The following is a 15,882-nucleotide window of genomic DNA, read 5'->3' as shown; positions in this document are numbered from 1 at the left end:
AAAAGATTCCCGCCAGCCCTTCCGACGAGCAGTGACTGGGCGCTCAGGTGTCCACCCAGCGCCGGGCCAGCCACTCCAGATCCTCAGGACGGGTGATCTTCAGGTTGTCCGCACGCCCCTCGATCAGGCGCGGGGCGTGTCCAGCCCATTCCATCGCAGAGGATTCATCGGTGATCGCCACGCCGGCCCGCAATGCATCGCCCAGTGCCTGACGCAACGCACCGAAGCGAAACATCTGCGGCGTATAAGCCTGCCAGATCACCGAACGCTCCACGGTCTCGCGCACCCGGCCGTCGGCATCGATGCGCTTGAGGGTGTCCCGCGCCGGCACCGCCAACAGGCCGCCCACCGGATCGTCGGCCAGTTCGGCCAGCAGCCGGTCCAGGTCGGATCGCGCCAGATTGGGTCGTGCGGCATCGTGCACCAGCACCCAATCAGTGGCATCCGCGCCCTGCCCGGCGAGCAGTTGCAGGGCATTGAATACCGAATCGGCACGCTCGCGGCCGCCGGCGGCGCGCAGGATGCGCCCATCGGCGGCGCAGGACAGCTGCGGCCAGTAGGGATCGTCTGCCGCCAGGCTGACCGCCAGCCCCTTCAGGCGGGGATGGCCGAGAAAGCAGTCGAGGGTATGTTCGAGAATGGTCCTGCCGCCGAGCGGCAGATATTGCTTGGGACGATCGGCGCGCATGCGGCTGCCGATGCCGGCCGCCGGGATCACGACCCAGAAGAATGGCAGGTCGGAAATGTTCATTTGGTCAACTGATAGAGGGTTTCGCCGTCCTTGACCATGCCGAGCTCATGGCGGGCGCGTTCCTCGACGGTCTCCATCCCCTTCTTCAGCTCGCGCACCTCGGCCTCGAGAATCCGGTTGCGCTCGTGCAGGAGCTTGTTCTCGCTCTGTTGCTCGGCGATCTGCCGCTTCAGGTCCGCCACCTGCGCCAGGCTGCCATCGCCCACCCACAGGCGATACTGCAGCCCCCCCAGCAGCAGGGCCAGCACGACGAAAAGCCAGTAGTGACTACGCAGGAATGACATGTCGACACTTCGCTTGGGTACCGGGGCACAGAGGCCTCTCCAGGCCTCCGCTCATTGGATTGGCTCGCCTGACATACGAAAAGGGGCAGCTTGCGCCGCCCCTTTTCAAAGCCTACCGCGAGATCAGCTGCGGAACTCGGCACGCCCCTTGTAGGGAGCCTTGGCGCCCAGTTGCTCCTCGATGCGCAGGAGCTGGTTGTACTTGGACACGCGGTCGGAGCGGCACAGCGAGCCGGTTTTGATCTGGCCGGCAGCGGTGCCCACGGCCAGATCGGCGATGGTGCTGTCCTCGGTTTCGCCGGAGCGATGCGAGATCACCGCGGTGTAGCCGGCAGCCTTGGCCATCTGGATGGCCTCCAGGGTTTCGGTCAGCGAGCCGATCTGGTTGAACTTGATCAGGATCGAGTTGGCGATGCCCTTCTCGATGCCCTCCTTGAGGATCTTGGTGTTGGTCACGAACAGGTCGTCGCCGACCAGTTGCACCTTGGCACCGATCTTGTCGGTCAGCCCCTTCCAGCCGGCCCAGTCGGACTCGTCCATGCCGTCCTCGATGGAGATGATCGGATAGCGCTGGGTCAGGCCGGCCAGGTAATCGGCGAAGCCGGCGGCGTCGAACACCTTGCCCTCGCCGGCCAGGTCGTACTTGCCGTCCTTGTAGAACTCGCTGGAAGCGCAGTCCAGGGCCAGGGTCACGTCGCTGCCCAGCTTGTAGCCGGCTTTCTCGACCGCCTCGGCGATGGCGGCCAGGGCATCCTCGTTGGAGGCCAGGTTCGGCGCGAAGCCGCCCTCGTCACCCACTGCGGTATTGAGGCCACGGGCCTTCAGCACGGCCTTGAGGTGGTGGAAGATCTCGGCGCCCATGCGCAGCGCGTCGGCGAAGGTCTTGGCGCCGACCGGCTGTACCATGAACTCCTGAATGTCGACGTTGTTGTCGGCATGTTCGCCGCCGTTGATGATGTTCATCATCGGCACCGGCATGGAGTAGACGCCCGGGGTGCCATTCAGATCGGCGATGTGCGCATACAGCGGCACGCCCTTGTCCTTGGCGGCAGCCTTGGCGGCGGCGAGGGACACGGCGAGGATCGCGTTGGCGCCCAGGCTGGCCTTGTTCTCGGTGCCGTCCAGCTCGATCATCGCCTGGTCCAGTGCCTTTTGGTCGGCCGGATCCTTGCCCAGCAGCAGGTCGCGAATGGGGCCGTTGACGTTGGCCACGGCCTTCAGCACGCCCTTGCCCAGATAACGGGCCTTGTCACCGTCACGCAGCTCCAGTGCCTCGCGGGAGCCGGTGGAGGCACCGGAAGGGGCGCAGGCACTGCCGATGATGCCATTGTCGAGAATCACGTCGGCTTCCACGGTGGGGTTGCCACGGGAGTCGAGCACTTCGCGTCCCTTGATGTCGACGATCTTTGCCATTGTTGTTCAACACTCCATAGATAGCTGCAAGCGACAGGGTTCAAGCAGTTTCGATTGGCGGGAATTTCTTGACCAGCGCATCCAGCTGCGCGAGTTGAGCGAGGAAGGGCTCGAGCTTGTCCAGGCGCAGGGCGCAGGGACCGTCGCACTTGGCATTCTCGGGGTCCGGATGGGCCTCGAGGAACAATCCGGCCAGCCCCTGGCTGATACCGGCCTTGGCCAGGTCGGAGACCTGGGCGCGGCGGCCACCAGCGGAATCGGCGCGTCCGCCCGGCATCTGCAGGGCATGGGTCACGTCGAAGAACACCGGGTATCCGAACTGCTTCATGATGCCGAAGCCAAGCATGTCGACCACCAGGTTGTTGTAGCCGAAGGAGGTGCCGCGCTCGCAGAGGATCAGTTGCTCGTTGCCGGCCTCCTCGCACTTTCCGAGGATGTGCTTCATCTCCTGAGGGGCGAGGAACTGGGCCTTCTTGATGTTGATCACCGCGGAGGTTTTGGCCATGGCGACCACCAGGTCGGTCTGCCGAGACAGGAAGGCCGGCAACTGGAGGATGTCGCAGACCTCCGCCACCGGAGCCGCCTGCCAGGGTTCGTGCACGTCGGTGAGCACCGGCACGCCGAAGGCCTTCTTCACCTCTTCGAAGATCCGCATGCCCTCTTCCAGACCGGGGCCGCGGAAGGACGTGATCGACGAGCGGTTGGCCTTGTCGAAGCTGGCCTTGAACACGTAGGGAATGCCGAGTTTCTCGGTGACCCGCACGTACTCCTCGCAGACCTTCAGCGCCAGATCGCGGGACTCCAGCACGTTCATCCCGCCGAACAGCACCATGGGTTTGTCGTTGGCGATCTCGATAGAGCCGACTCGAATGGTCTTCTGGGTCATGTCAGGCCTTCCGGGCTTTCTGCGCAAGCGCGGCATTGACGAAGCCGCTGAACAGCGGATGGCCGTCGCGCGGGGTCGAGGTGAATTCCGGGTGGAACTGGCAGGCGACGAACCAGGGATGGTCGGCCACCTCGATCACCTCCACCAACGCGCCGTCACCGGAGCGGCCGGTGATCTTGAGGCCGGCCTCGGTCAGTTGCGGCAACAGGTTGTTGTTGACCTCGTAGCGGTGGCGGTGACGCTCGACGATCACATCCTTGCCGTAGCATTGGCGTACCTGGGAGACCTCCTCCAGCTGGCAGTCCTGGGCCCCAAGGCGCATGGTTCCACCCAGGTCGGAGGACTCGCTGCGGGTCTCGGTGGCGCCAGTGGCATCCTGCCACTCGGTGATCAGACCGACCACCGGATGGCCGCAGGCCTTGTCGAACTCGGTGGAGTTGGCGTCCGCCCAGCCCAGCACGTTGCGGGCGTACTCGATGACCGCCACCTGCATGCCGAGACAGATGCCCAGGTAGGGAACCTTGTTCTCGCGGGCATACTTGACCGCCGCGATCTTGCCTTCCACACCGCGCAGGCCGAAGCCACCCGGCACCAGGATGGCATCGGCGCCCTCCAGCAGCGCGGTGCCCTGATTCTCGATGTCTTCCGAGTCGATGTAGCGCAGGTTGACACGGGTGCGGTTCTGGATGCCAGCGTGCCCCATGGCCTCGATCAGCGACTTGTAGGCATCCAGCAGCTCCATGTACTTGCCGACCATGGCGATGGTGACTTCCTTCTCCGGATGCAGCTTGGCATCGACCACGCGGTCCCATTCGGAGAGATCGGCGCTCCTGCAGTCGAGGCCGAAGCGCTCGACGACGATGTCGTCGAGGCCCTGGGCGTGCAGCACCGAAGGAATCTTGTAGATGGTGTCGACGTCCTCCAGGGCGATCACCGCACGCTCTTCCACGTTGGTGAAGAGGGCGATCTTGCGCCGCGAGGAGATGTCGATCGGATGGTCGGAGCGACAGATCAGCACATCCGGCTGCAGGCCGATCGAGCGCAGCTCCTTCACCGAGTGCTGGGTCGGCTTGGTCTTGGTCTCGCCGGCGGTGGCGATGTAGGGCACCAGGGTCAGGTGGATCAGCATCGCGCGCTTGGCACCGACCTCCAGGCGCAGTTGACGGATCGCCTCGAGGAACGGCTGGGACTCGATGTCGCCGACGGTGCCGCCGATCTCCACCATGGCCACGTCGGCGTTGCCGGCGCCCTTGATGATGCGCCGCTTGATCTCGTCGGTGATGTGCGGGATGACCTGGATGGTGGCCCCCAGGTAATCGCCGCGGCGCTCGCGGCGCAGCACATCCTCGTAGACGCGGCCGGTGGTGAAGTTGTTGTTGCGGGTCATGGTGGTACGCACGAAGCGCTCGTAGTGCCCCAGGTCGAGGTCGGTCTCAGCCCCGTCATGGGTGACGAACACCTCTCCGTGCTGGAAGGGGCTCATGGTGCCCGGATCGACGTTGATGTAGGGATCCAGTTTGAGCAGGGTGACCTTCAACCCCCGCGCCTCCAGGATAGCCGCCAAGGATGCCGATGCGATGCCTTTCCCCAAAGAAGAAACAACACCGCCCGTGACGAAGATGTAGCGCGTCATGAATAACCCTAGAAGTCTGCGTTTAAGCGGCTGGCGCCGCCGGGGAAGCGAAGGAGCGATTGCGCACTGTGCGACAACAGCAAAGCACTGCGGGTTCCCTGGCCGGAGGCCGCAGTAGCAATGTAAGACGGGAGCGTAGTCTACCGGAAAGGGGGGTTCAGCTCAAACCTCGACATTGCCCGGCGGCCTCCAGAGCAGCCGCCAGGTCCCCTCGACCGGCCCGTCGAGGCCGGGCAGCGCGGCCACGGCGAGCAGCTCGCCTCCGCGGTAGAGCAGCGGCAGGCGACCACGGGCGAAGGCCGGCAGCCCGCGCTCGTTGAGCAGCCGCTTGAGGTCTCGATGGCCGCGCCCCGGCACTGTCAGCGTTTCGCCGCCCCGCCGGTAGCGAACCTCGAGAGGACCGTCCGGCGCCCTGCCCTGCAGCCGCAGGCAACCATTGCCCGGCAGCATCAGGGGCTCGGCCGGCCGGCTCCAGGACAGCGGCCCGACGGGCGGACGCAGCCAATCCTCGGCAAGCCACCAGATCCGCCCCGAGGCGCGATGCAACTCGCCGCTGGCCAGCCGCCAGACTGGCGAGGCATCCGCCGCCGCATCGCGCAGCGCCTCCCAGCCCGCCCAGTGGGCAGTGTCCGGCAGGGCCGTGAAGGACCCCAGCCAATGGCGCAGGGCATTGCGCTGGCGCGCCGGAGACAACCCGAGCAGCGGCACCCGGGCCAGCGATGGCAGGCCGAGCCAGGCGAAGTCGCCCTCCCCCTCGGCGGCGGCCAGATCCAGCCGCGCCAGATCGTCCAGCAACTCCTGCGCTTCGGCCATATGCGCAGCGCTGCGGGCCATGCTCCGTACGGCCTGCGGCCAGCGCTCGGCAAGCAGCGGCAGCATCCGATGACGCAGGAAATTGCGGGAAAAGTGCAGATCCCGGTTGGACGGGTCCTCGACCCAGTGCAAGCCCTGCGAGACGGCATACTGCTCCAGTTCGCTGCGGGAGACCTCCAGCAGCGGCCGCGCCAGCCAGCCACGACCGAGCCGACGCACGTCCGGCATGGCCGCCAGACCGCGCACACCGGCACCGCGCAGCAGGCGAAACAGCAGGGTTTCCGCCTGATCGTCGCGGTGCTGGGCGGTCAGCAATAGTTCGCCCTCGCCGAGCACGTCGGCGAAGGTCCGATAGCGCGCCTCGCGGGCAGCACGCTCCAGGCTGGCCCCCGTCTCGACCCGAACCCGGCGGATATCCAGAGGAACCCCCAGCCGCGCGCAGACCTGCCGGCAATGCTCCGGCCAGCCGTCGGCCACGCGCTGCAGCCCATGATGGACATGCAGGACTGTCAGCGGCGGCAGAGCATGATGTTGGGCGAGCCGTACCAGCAGATGCAGGAGAACGGTGGAGTCCAGCCCGCCGGAGAAGGCCAGGCGCCAGGCCGGCGCATCGCGCCAGGGCGCCAGGGCGGCGAGCAGACGGGATTCCAGGGACATGCCGGGGAAACCTGGAAGGCCTCAACACGACGGAGCGGGAGCCGCCATGCGGCATGCCGGTCGCCAGGCAGAGGCCTGACGGACCAGGCATCGCCGCCCGGCTCCAGCGGAGTATCGCCGGCCGCTGCGCATCAGCCCCTGCCGTAGCTCATCAGACGCTCGTAGCGCTGGTCGAGCAAGGCGTCGCTATCCAGGCTGCGCAGGATGTCCAGCTGGGCCAGCAGCGTCTGACGAACGCCTTCGGCAGTGGCGGCCGGATCGCGATGGGCGCCACCCAGGGGCTCGCCGATCACCTCGTCGACGATGCCGAGGTCCTTCAGACGCGCGGCAGTGATGCCCATCGCCTCGGCGGCATCGGCGGCCTTCTCGGCGGTACGCCAGAGGATCGAGGCACAGCCTTCCGGCGAAATCACCGCGTAGGTGGAGTACTGCAGCATGTTCAGACGGTCGCAGACGCCGATCGCCAGCGCGCCGCCGGAGCCACCCTCGCCGATTACCGTGGCGATGATCGGCGTCTTCAGGCGCGCCATGACCCGCAGGTTCCAGGCGATGGCCTCGCTCTGGTTGCGCTCTTCGGCATCGATGCCCGGATAGGCGCCGGGCGTGTCGATGAAGGTCAGGATCGGCAACTTGAAGCGCTCGGCCATCTCCATCAGGCGACAGGCCTTGCGGTAGCCCTCGGGGCGCGGCATGCCGAAGTTGCGACGCACCTTCTCGCGTACGTCGCGGCCCTTCTGATGGCCGATGACCATTACCGGCTGATCGTCCAGACGCGCCACACCGCCGACGATGGCGGCATCATCCGTGAAGTGACGGTCGCCGTGCAGCTCCTCGAACTCGGTGAAGATGTGTTCGAGGTAGTCGAGGGTATAGGGCCGCCGCGGGTGCCGTGCCAGCTGGGCAATCTGCCAGCTGGTCAAGTTGCCGAAGATGCTCGCGGTGAGCGCATGGCTCTTGTCCTGAAGGCGGGAAATCTCGTCGCTGATGTTCAGCGCATTGTCATCGCCGACCAGACGCAGCTCTTCGATCTTGGCTTGCAGGTCGGCAATCGGCTGTTCGAAATCCAGAAAGTTCGGGTTCATAAGTTTCCGTCTTGAGTCGACGGCCAGGCGGCCGTTTGCTGTTCCGTTTGGCGCCCCAACCTTACGGGATCGGGCACCTGGCGTCGAGGATCGGAGCAATCCGGAACGATCCTCGCGCACGATGATTCCGCCGGCATTCGTCTCAGCGGTAGTGCAGAAAGACGTTGTCCTTGCCGAACTGGTCACGCAGCGCCTGGATCAGGCTGTCCGCCGGATCGATCCGCCACGCCTCGCCGAACTGCAGCAGGGCGCGCGCCTCGCGCCCGGTGTAGTCCAGGGTGATCGGACAGGCGCCTCGATGGTGGCTGCAGAGCTCCGCCAGCCAGCGCAGGCGGTCCCCCCCCAGCGCCTCGCTGGCGACCCGCAGCCGCAGGCTCTCGGCCAGCCCCGTACGCGCCTCCTCCAGGCTCATCACCCGCTTGGCGCGCAGACGCAGCCCCCCGGAGAAGTCGTCGTTGCTGACCTCGCCCTCCACCACCACCAGGGCGTCGGTCTGCAGCAGCGCCTGGGCGCAGGCGAAGGCATCGGCGAACAGCGAGGCCTCGATGCGCCCGGAGCGGTCGTCGAGGGTGATGAAGCCCATCTTGTCGCCCTTCTTGTTCTTCATCACCCGCAGATTGACGATCAGTCCGGCGATCGTCTGGACCTCGCGCGCCGGGCGCAGCTCGACGATGCGCTGGCGGGCGAAGCGGCGGATCTCGCCTTCGTACTCGTCGATAGGATGCCCGGTCAGGTACAGGCCCAGAGTATCCTTCTCGCCCTTCAGACGCTCCTTGAGCGACAGCTCGCGGGCGTTGCGATGATTGGCGTAGACATCCGCCTCAGGCTCGGCGAACAGCCCCCCGAACAGGTCCAGGTGACCGCTGTCGGCACTGCGCGCGGTCTGCTCGGCGGCCTGTACGGCCTCCTCCACGGAGGCCAGCAGGACTGCCCGGTTGCGGTCGATGTTCGCCTGGTAGGCCTTGGGCTCGTCGGAGAAATACGGCCCCAGACGGTCCAGCGCCCCGCCGCGGATCAGCGCCTCGAGGGTGCGCTTGTTGATCCGCTTGAGATCGACCCGCGCGCAGAAGTCGAACAGATCCTGGAAAGGCCCGCCGGCGGCCCGGCACTCGACGATGGCCTCGACCGGCCCCTCGCCGACCCCCTTGATCGCGCCAAGGCCGTAGACGATGCGCCCTTCGTCATCGACGGTGAACATGAACTCGGAGTTGTTCACGTCCGGCGCGACGATGCGCAGCTTCATGCTGCGGCACTCCTCGATCAGGGTCACCACCTTGTCGGTGTTGTGCATGTCCGCGGACAGCACCGCAGCCATGAAGGGCGCCGGATAGTGGGTCTTCAGCCAGGCCGTTTGGTAGGACACCAGGCCGTAGGCAGCCGAGTGCGACTTGTTGAAGCCGTACCCGGCGAACTTTTCCACCAGATCGAAGATGTTACCCGCCAGCTCGGCACCGATGCCATTATTCGCGCAGCCTTCGATAAAGCCGCCGCGCTGCTTGGCCATTTCCTCGGGCTTTTTCTTGCCCATGGCGCGGCGCAGCATGTCCGCACCGCCCAGGGTATAGCCGGCCATCACCTGGGCGATCTGCATCACCTGCTCCTGATAGAGGATGATGCCGTAGGTGGGCTTCAGCACCGGCTCCAGGCCCGCATACTGGTAATCGGGATGCGGGTAGGAAATCTCCGCACGCCCGTGCTTGCGGTTGATGAAATCGTCCACCATGCCCGACTGCAGCGGACCGGGGCGGAACAGTGCCACCAACGCGATCATGTCCTCGATATTGTCGGGCTTGAGCTTCTTGATCAGCTCCTTCATGCCGCGCGATTCCAGCTGGAATACCGCAGTGGTCTCGGCCTTCTGCAGGAGCGCGTAGGTGGCCTTGTCGTCCAGCGGAACGCGATCGATGTCCACCGCCGGCCGGCCTTTCTTCGCCTGCTCGCGGTTGATGGTTTCCATCGCCCACTTGATGATGGTCAGGGTGCGCAGGCCGAGGAAGTCGAACTTGACCAGGCCGGCCGCCTCCACGTCGTCCTTGTCGAACTGGGTCACCAGGCCGCCGCCATCCTCGTCGCAGGCGATCGGCGCGAAGTCGGTGAGCTTGGTCGGCGCGATCACCACACCGCCAGCATGCTTGCCGGTGCCGCGGGTGATGCCTTCGAGCTTCAAGGCCATGTCCCAGATTTCCTGGGCCTCCTCGTCGCCCCTGAGGAACTCGCGGAGCATCTCCTCCTGCTCGTAGGCCTTTTCCAGGGTCATGCCGACCTCGAAGGGGATCATCTTCGACAGGCGGTCGGCCAGACCGTAGGACTTGCCCTGCACCCGCGCCACGTCGCGCACCACCGCCTTGGCTGCCATCGAGCCGAAGGTGATGATCTGGCTCACGGCGTTGCGCCCGTAGGTTTCGGCCACGTAGTCGATCACCCGGTCGCGGCCGTCCATGCAGAAGTCGACGTCGAAGTCGGGCATGGAAATCCGCTCGGGGTTGAGGAAACGCTCGAACAGCAGGTCGTAGGCCAACGGGTCGAGGTCGGTGATCTTCAGCACATAGGCCACCAGACTGCCTGCGCCGGAGCCGCGGCCGGGACCGACCGGCACGCCGTTGTTCTTCGCCCACTTGATGAAGTCCATCACGATCAGGAAGTAGCCGGGAAAGCCCATCTGAATGATGGTGCCCAGCTCGAACTCCAGGCGCTCGACGTAAACCTTGCGCTTTTCCTCGTAGTCGGGCGTGGTCTCCTTCGGCCAGAGCACCGTCAGACGCTCCTCCAACCCCTCGTAGGCCACCTGGCGCAGGTAGTCGTCGATGGTCATGCCGGCCGGCACCGGAAAGTTCGGCAGGTAGTACTTGCCCAGGCGCACTTCGATGTTGCAGCGCCGGGCGATCTCCACGCTGTTCTCCAGCGCCTCGGGCAGGTCGGAAAACAGCTCCCACATCTCCGCCGGCGTCTTCAGGTACTGCTGGTCGGAGTAGTTGCGCGGCCGGCGCGGATCGCCGAGGACGCGTCCCTCGCCGATGCAGACGCGGGTTTCGTGGGCCTCGAAGTCCTCCTGCCTGAGAAAACGCACGTCGTTGGTAGCCACCAGCGGGGCACCGCAGCGATCGGCCAGCCCGACGGCGGCATGCAGGTATTCCTCGTCGCCGACTCGGCCGGTGCGCTGCACCTCCAGATAGAAGCGGTCGGGGAATACCGCCGACCATTCCTCGAGCAGCGCCGCCGCCTGGTCGACATGGCCGTTGAGCAGCGCCTGGCCGATCTCCCCTTCCCGGGCCCCGGACAGCGCGATCAGCCCCTCGGCGGCCTCCCTCACCCAGTCGCGCCGGATGATCACCAGGCCGTCGCCGTGCTGCCCCTCGGTCCAGCCCCGCGAAACCAGCTCGGTGAGGTTGCGGTAGCCCTTGGCATCCATCGCCAGCAGGGTCAGCCGCGACAACGCCCCGTCGGGCTCGGGACTGGCCAACCAGAGGTCGGCGCCGCAGATCGGCTTGACTCCGCCCGCCATGGCCGCCTTGTAGAACTTCACCAGCGAGCACATGTTGCTCTGGTCGGTGACCGCCACCGCGGGCATGCCCGCCCCGGTCACCGCCTTGATCAGCGGCTTGACCCGCACCAGACCGTCGACCAGGGAAAACTCGGTGTGCACGCGCAGGTGGACGAAGGAAACGGACATGGCAGACCTTGACTCACAGGGAAACGGCAGAGGCGGAATTGTAACCGGCCCAACGGCAACTGTTGGCGACGCGCGTTCGCTCAGGAAGCCGGAGCGTCGGATAGAGCACAGTAGCGGGAGGCGGCGTCGAGCAGCTCGCGCACCGGTGCGAAGGAGCGCCGATGGATCGGACTCGGCCCCAGACGGACCAGGGCCTCCAGGTGCATGGCCGTGGGATAGCCCTTGTGCCGGGCCAGCCCATAGCCGGGATAAAGGGCGTCGAGCGTGAGCATTTCCCGGTCCCGGGCAACCTTGGCGAGGATGGAGGCCGCGGCAATGGCCGGCACCTGGGCGTCACCCTTGATTACCGGCGCACAGGGTATCGTCAGCTTCGGACAGCGGTTGCCGTCGATCAGCGCCAGACGCGGCGTCACGGCGAGTCCTTCGACGGCACGCTGCATGGCCAGCATCGTTGCCTGGAGGATGTTCAGCCGATCGATCTCCTCCACCTCGGCACGGGCAATGCACCAGGCCAGCGCCTTCTCGCGGATCTCCTCGAACAGCGCCTCGCGCCGGGCTTCGGAAAGCTTCTTCGAATCGTTCAACCCCAGGATCGGCCGCGCCGGATCGAGGATCACTGCAGCAGTGACCACCGCCCCGCAGAGCGGGCCGCGACCAACTTCGTCGACGCCGGCGACCAGCGCCTCGACCCGGCCGAAATCCAGGCCCAACTGCATCAGGCGCGCTCCGCCAGCTCGAGCACCGCCTCGGCCGCCTGGCGCGAGGCATCCCGGCGCAGCGAGCGATGGATGGCATCGAAGCACTCGGTCTGCTCCCGCCCAATCTCCAGCAGCGGCATCAAGGCCTCGGCCAGCGCCTCGGGAGTCGCGCGATCCTGCAGCAACTCGGGCACCAGCGCTCGGCCGGCGAGCAGATTGGGCAGGGAGAAGAACGGCGTCTTCACTAGGTGCCTAGCGACCTGATAGGTCAGCGGCGCCAGGCGATAGGCCACGACCATCGGCCGCTTGTACAGCAGGGCCTCCAGGGTCGCGGTACCGGAAGCGATGAGCACCGCGTCGCAAGCAGCCAGCGCCTCGTGGGAGCGACCGTCGAGCAGCATCACCGGCAGGTCGCGGCGGGTATGGCTGAGCATCTCCTCAAGCTGCCTGCGCCGTTCGGGACTGGAGCAGGGCACCACGAAGCGCAACGCCCCGGAATGCAGTACCAGCAGACGCTCGGCAGCCTTGAGGAACAGCGGGCCGAGACGGGCCAACTCGCCACCGCGGCTGCCTGGTAGCAGGGCGATGATGGCTTCCCCGGCGGTCAGATCCAGCGCGGCGCGGGCGGCGGCGCGATCGGTCTGCAGGGGAATTTGATCGGCCAACGGATGGCCGACGAAGCGGACCGGTACGTCCTGTGCCTCGTAGAACTGCGCCTCGAAGGGAAACAGAGTGAGCATCAAGTCGCACGCCTGGCGAGTCTTCAGCACGCGCTTCTGGCGCCAGGCCCAGACGGTCGGACTGACATAATGCACGGTACGAATGCCGGCGCGACGCAGCCTGAGCTCGACCCCCAGGTTGAAATCCGGCGCATCGATGCCGATGTACACATCGGGCCGGGCTTCAATCAGGGTGCGAATCAGCCGCTGGCGGCGCAGCAGCAGCTCGGGGAGGCGGCCGAGTACCTCGAACAGGCCCATGACCGCCAGGCGCTCCATGGGGAAATACGACTGCAAGCCCTCAGCCTGCATGCGCGGGCCACCGATGCCGATGAACTCGATGTCCGGGCGGGCCGCCTTCAGGGCTTGCATCAGGCTAGCGCCGAGAATGTCGCCCGACGCCTCGCCGGCCACCAGGGCCACGCGCAGCATTTTAGCCATCTCAGCGGGTGATGCCGCGGGTGGAGGCGCGGACGGAGTCGCGGAAGAGGGCGACCTCGGGGAACTGCGCGGCCGCCTCCTCCAACTCCACCAGCGCCTGCTCCACCGTCAGCCCCTGGCGGTAGACCACCTTGTAGGCCCGACGCAGCGCATTCATCACCTCGGGCGTGAAGCCGCGCCGGCGCATGCCCTCGAAGTTCATGCTGCGGGCCTGGGCCGGGCTGCCGAGAACGGTGACGAAGGCCGGCACATCCTTGGACACACCACTGCCCATGCCGACGAAGCTGTGTGCGCCGATCTGACAATGCTGGTGGATCAGGGTATAGCCGGAGAGGATCGCCCAATCGCCCACGTGCACATGGCCGGCCAGGGAGGCATTGTTGATCAGGATGCAGTGACTGCCCATCACACTGTCATGGCCGATGTGCACATAGGCCATGATCAGGTTGTGATCGCCGATGGTGGTCTCCGAACGGTCCTGGACGGTGCCGCGATGGATGGTGACCCCCTCGCGGATCACGTTGTGGTCACCGATCACCAGCCGGGTCGGCTCGCCCTTGTATTTCAGGTCGGGGGTGTCCTCGCCAATGGTGGAGAACTGGAAGATCTTGTTGTGCCGGCCGATCCAGGTGGGTCCCTTGACGATCACATGGGGTCCGATCTCGGTGCCTTCGCCGATATGCACGTTCGGCCCGATCAGGGTCCAGGGACCGATACGTACATCGGGCGCCAGGGTAGCGGTCGGGTCAATGATGGCGCGAGGATCAATCAAACTCATAGCTTACGTTCCGCACAAATGATTTCGCCCGAGCAGACCTGCTTGTCGTCCACCATGGCCTGGCACTCGAACTTCCAGATGCTGCGCTTGGCGCTGAGGAACCTGGCTTCGAGGATCAGCTGATCGCCCGGCATCACCGGCTGACGAAAGCGCATCTTGTCCGACCCCACGAAGTAGTAGATGGTGCCGTCGGCAGGCTTCACGTCCAGCATCTTGAAACCCAGGATACCGGCAGCCTGGGCCATTGCCTCGATGATCAGCACGCCCGGCATGATCGGATGCTGGGGAAAATGGCCGTTGAAGAACGGCTCGTTGATGCTGACATTCTTGTAGGCGCGAATGCGCTGGCCTTCAACATCAAGGTCCACCACCCGATCCACCAGAAGGAAAGGGTAGCGGTGCGGCAGGTATTCGCGAATCTCGTTAATGTCCATCATTTCCAGGGAAGCCTGTAGGTAAAGTTGGGGACGCACATCAAAGTGGGTCAGCCTCTGATGTAGCATCTCCGCCGGAGGTCACGGCCGTCAGACGCTTTTCCATCTGTTGCAGGCGCCGCGCCAGATCGTCCAGCTGGCGAATGCGGGCGACACTCTTCTTCCATTCGGCGGCAGGCTGCATGGCCGTGCCGGAGGAATAGGCGCCCGGCTCGTGAATCGAGCGGGTGACCATGGTCATCCCGGTGACGAACACCCCGTCGCATACCTCGATATGCCCCACCATGCCGACACCGCCGGCGATCATGCAGTGCCTGCCGACCTTGGTGCTGCCGGAAATACCGACGCAGCCGGCCATCGCGGTGTGATCGCCGATCTGCACGTTGTGCGCGATCATGATCTGGTTATCCAGCTTCACACCGTTGCCGATCAGGGTGTCGGCCAACGCACCGCGGTCGATGGTGGTATTGGCACCGATTTCCACATCGTCGCCGATGGTCACCCCGCCGATCTGGGCGATCTTGCGCCAGACACCCTTTTCGTTGGCGAATCCGAACCCTTCTCCGCCGATCACCGCACCGGACTGGATGACCACCCGCCGGCCGATCCGCACGTCGTGGTAGAGCGTCACCCGCGGGGCCAGCCAGCCACCCTCGCCGATCAGGCTGCGGGCGCCGATGAAACAGTGGGCACCGACCGTGACCCCCGCCTCGATCCGCGCCTCGGCCTCGATCACCGCGTAGGCGCCGATGCTGGCCGTCGGATGGATACTGGCATCCGGTGCGACCAGGGCAGTGACGTGCACCCCGGCGGGAGCTGCAGGTTTCGGATCGAACAGATGCGACAGCTGCGCGTAAGCCAGATAGGGATTGCCCAGCAGCAGGGCATCCCCTGCGTAGGACTCGGCGTCCTCCGGGGTCAGCAGCAGGGCACCGGCACGGGTGCTCCCCAGATACTTGCGGTACTTCGAGTTGGCGAGAAAGCTCAGATGCTCCGGGCCCGCCTCCTCCAGGGTGGCAAGCCCGCGGACGGTTCTGTCCGCCGCACCGCGCAACGTGGCGCCGAGGCGCTCGGCCAGCTCGCCGAGAGTGAATGCGGGCATGCTCATCATCAACGCATCTGGTTCATGCGCTCGATGACCTGGCGAGTGATATCATATTGAGGCTTGACCTCGACCACCGAGCCCTGCTCGAGCACCAGGTCGTAGCTTCCCTTCTTGATGACTTCCTCGACAGCCTTGTCCAGCTTGGGCTTGAGCTGCTTGAGCATGTCGCGGTCGGCGACTGCCTTGGCCTCGTTCAGCTCCTTGGACTGGAACTGGAAGTCACGGGCCTTCTGCTTGAACTCGAGCTCGAGACGCTCGCGCTCGGCAGTCTGCATCTTCTCACCCTCTTTCACCAGGCGATCCTGGATACGCTTGGCATCACTCTCCAAAGTTTTCAGCTTGTTCAACTGAGGCCCGAACTTCTTCTCAGCATCCACGGCATATTTCTTCGCCGCATCGGACTCGAGCAGGGCCATCTGATAATTGAGCACGGCAATCTTTATTTCCGCGAAGGCCGGTGTCGCCAGAAGGGCAGCACTGAACAAAACCCATTGAGTCAGCTTGCGCACGATGAACTC

At 65.4% G+C, this 15,882-nt stretch carries 14 protein-coding genes; all 14 read right to left on the bottom strand.

The window, feature by feature from the left end; translation table 11 throughout:
- Positions 1-43: 43 nt before the first annotated feature.
- On the bottom strand, positions 44-751 hold the full coding sequence (ispD, locus tag GCU53_RS18970; RefSeq protein WP_152388983.1) for a 2-C-methyl-D-erythritol 4-phosphate cytidylyltransferase: 708 nt from the start codon (positions 749-751) through the stop codon (positions 44-46).
- Positions 748-1,035 (bottom strand): cell division protein FtsB, encoded by a 288-nt coding sequence (gene ftsB, locus GCU53_RS18965; RefSeq protein ID WP_152388982.1) that lies wholly within the window; start codon positions 1,033-1,035, stop codon positions 748-750. Before ftsB ends, ispD begins: the two co-directional genes overlap by 4 nt.
- Positions 1,036-1,158: 123 nt before the next feature.
- Complete coding sequence (eno, locus tag GCU53_RS18960; RefSeq protein ID WP_152388981.1) at positions 1,159-2,448, bottom strand: phosphopyruvate hydratase; 1,290 nt, start codon at positions 2,446-2,448, stop codon at positions 1,159-1,161.
- A 40-nt stretch (positions 2,449-2,488) separates the two neighbouring features.
- Positions 2,489-3,334 carry a 3-deoxy-8-phosphooctulonate synthase gene (kdsA, locus tag GCU53_RS18955; RefSeq protein ID WP_152388980.1) on the bottom strand — a complete coding sequence of 282 codons (846 nt, stop codon included), beginning with the start codon at positions 3,332-3,334 and terminating at the stop codon, positions 2,489-2,491.
- Position 3,335: 1 nt separating this feature from the next.
- Positions 3,336-4,967, bottom strand: a complete 1,632-nt coding sequence (locus tag GCU53_RS18950; RefSeq protein ID WP_152388979.1) for a CTP synthase — start codon at positions 4,965-4,967, stop codon at positions 3,336-3,338.
- A gap of 162 nt (positions 4,968-5,129) precedes the next feature.
- Positions 5,130-6,437: a tRNA lysidine(34) synthetase TilS gene (tilS, locus tag GCU53_RS18945; protein WP_152388978.1), complete on the bottom strand. Its 1,308-nt coding sequence runs from the start codon at positions 6,435-6,437 to the stop codon at positions 5,130-5,132.
- A 131-nt stretch (positions 6,438-6,568) separates the two neighbouring features.
- The gene (locus GCU53_RS18940; protein ID WP_152388977.1) at positions 6,569-7,519 is read right to left on the bottom strand and encodes an acetyl-CoA carboxylase carboxyltransferase subunit alpha; all 951 of its coding nucleotides are present in this window, start codon (positions 7,517-7,519) and stop codon (positions 6,569-6,571) included.
- Positions 7,520-7,661: 142 nt separating this feature from the next.
- On the bottom strand, positions 7,662-11,189 hold the full coding sequence (gene dnaE, locus GCU53_RS18935; RefSeq protein ID WP_152388976.1) for a DNA polymerase III subunit alpha: 3,528 nt from the start codon (positions 11,187-11,189) through the stop codon (positions 7,662-7,664).
- Positions 11,190-11,269: 80 nt separating this feature from the next.
- Positions 11,270-11,905, bottom strand: a complete 636-nt coding sequence (rnhB, locus tag GCU53_RS18930) for a ribonuclease HII (protein WP_152388975.1) — start codon at positions 11,903-11,905, stop codon at positions 11,270-11,272.
- Entirely contained in the window at positions 11,905-13,047 is a 1,143-nt protein-coding gene (lpxB, locus tag GCU53_RS18925) for a lipid-A-disaccharide synthase (RefSeq protein ID WP_152388974.1), read from the bottom strand. Before lpxB ends, rnhB begins: the two co-directional genes overlap by 1 nt.
- Position 13,048: 1 nt before the next feature.
- Complete coding sequence (gene lpxA / locus GCU53_RS18920) at positions 13,049-13,825, bottom strand: acyl-ACP--UDP-N-acetylglucosamine O-acyltransferase (protein WP_152388973.1); 777 nt, start codon at positions 13,823-13,825, stop codon at positions 13,049-13,051.
- Positions 13,822-14,262, bottom strand: coding sequence for a 3-hydroxyacyl-ACP dehydratase FabZ (gene fabZ / locus GCU53_RS18915; protein WP_152389964.1), 441 nt, complete (start codon positions 14,260-14,262; stop codon positions 13,822-13,824). The genes lpxA and fabZ overlap by 4 nt, the downstream gene beginning before the upstream one ends.
- 37 nt (positions 14,263-14,299) lie before the next feature.
- On the bottom strand, positions 14,300-15,370 hold the full coding sequence (gene lpxD / locus GCU53_RS18910; RefSeq protein WP_152388972.1) for a UDP-3-O-(3-hydroxymyristoyl)glucosamine N-acyltransferase: 1,071 nt from the start codon (positions 15,368-15,370) through the stop codon (positions 14,300-14,302).
- Positions 15,370-15,873, bottom strand: a complete 504-nt coding sequence (locus GCU53_RS18905) for an OmpH/Skp family outer membrane protein (RefSeq protein WP_152388971.1) — start codon at positions 15,871-15,873, stop codon at positions 15,370-15,372. Before GCU53_RS18905 ends, lpxD begins: the two co-directional genes overlap by 1 nt.
- Positions 15,874-15,882: the final 9 nt, after the last annotated feature.

Source organism: Azotobacter salinestris (assembly GCF_009363155.1).
Classification (GTDB): Bacteria; Pseudomonadota; Gammaproteobacteria; order Pseudomonadales; family Pseudomonadaceae; genus Azotobacter; species Azotobacter salinestris.
The sequence above is the reverse complement of the archived record's forward strand: the minus strand, read 5'-3'. Positions and strand labels throughout refer to the sequence as shown.

Bases quoted from the DNA above. Each gene is read 5' to 3' on its own strand.
- rnhB (WP_152388975.1), bottom strand. From the start codon at position 11,905: ATGCAGTTGGGCCTGGATTTCGGCCGGGTCGAGGCGCTGGTCGCCGGC.
- tilS (WP_152388978.1), bottom strand. From the start codon at position 6,437: ATGTCCCTGGAATCCCGTCTGCTCGCCGCCCTGGCGCCCTGGCGCGAT.
- GCU53_RS18940 (WP_152388977.1), bottom strand. From the start codon at position 7,519: ATGAACCCGAACTTTCTGGATTTCGAACAGCCGATTGCCGACCTGCAA.
- lpxB (WP_152388974.1), bottom strand. From the start codon at position 13,047: ATGGCTAAAATGCTGCGCGTGGCCCTGGTGGCCGGCGAGGCGTCGGGC.
- fabZ (WP_152389964.1), bottom strand. From the start codon at position 14,262: ATGATGGACATTAACGAGATTCGCGAATACCTGCCGCACCGCTACCCT.
- GCU53_RS18950 (WP_152388979.1), bottom strand. From the start codon at position 4,967: ATGACGCGCTACATCTTCGTCACGGGCGGTGTTGTTTCTTCTTTGGGG.
- ispD (WP_152388983.1), bottom strand. From the start codon at position 751: ATGAACATTTCCGACCTGCCATTCTTCTGGGTCGTGATCCCGGCGGCC.
- lpxA (WP_152388973.1), bottom strand. From the start codon at position 13,825: ATGAGTTTGATTGATCCTCGCGCCATCATTGACCCGACCGCTACCCTG.
- lpxD (WP_152388972.1), bottom strand. From the start codon at position 15,370: ATGATGAGCATGCCCGCATTCACTCTCGGCGAGCTGGCCGAGCGCCTC.
- eno (WP_152388981.1), bottom strand. From the start codon at position 2,448: ATGGCAAAGATCGTCGACATCAAGGGACGCGAAGTGCTCGACTCCCGT.
- kdsA (WP_152388980.1), bottom strand. From the start codon at position 3,334: ATGACCCAGAAGACCATTCGAGTCGGCTCTATCGAGATCGCCAACGAC.
- ftsB (WP_152388982.1), bottom strand. From the start codon at position 1,035: ATGTCATTCCTGCGTAGTCACTACTGGCTTTTCGTCGTGCTGGCCCTG.
- dnaE (WP_152388976.1), bottom strand. From the start codon at position 11,189: ATGTCCGTTTCCTTCGTCCACCTGCGCGTGCACACCGAGTTTTCCCTG.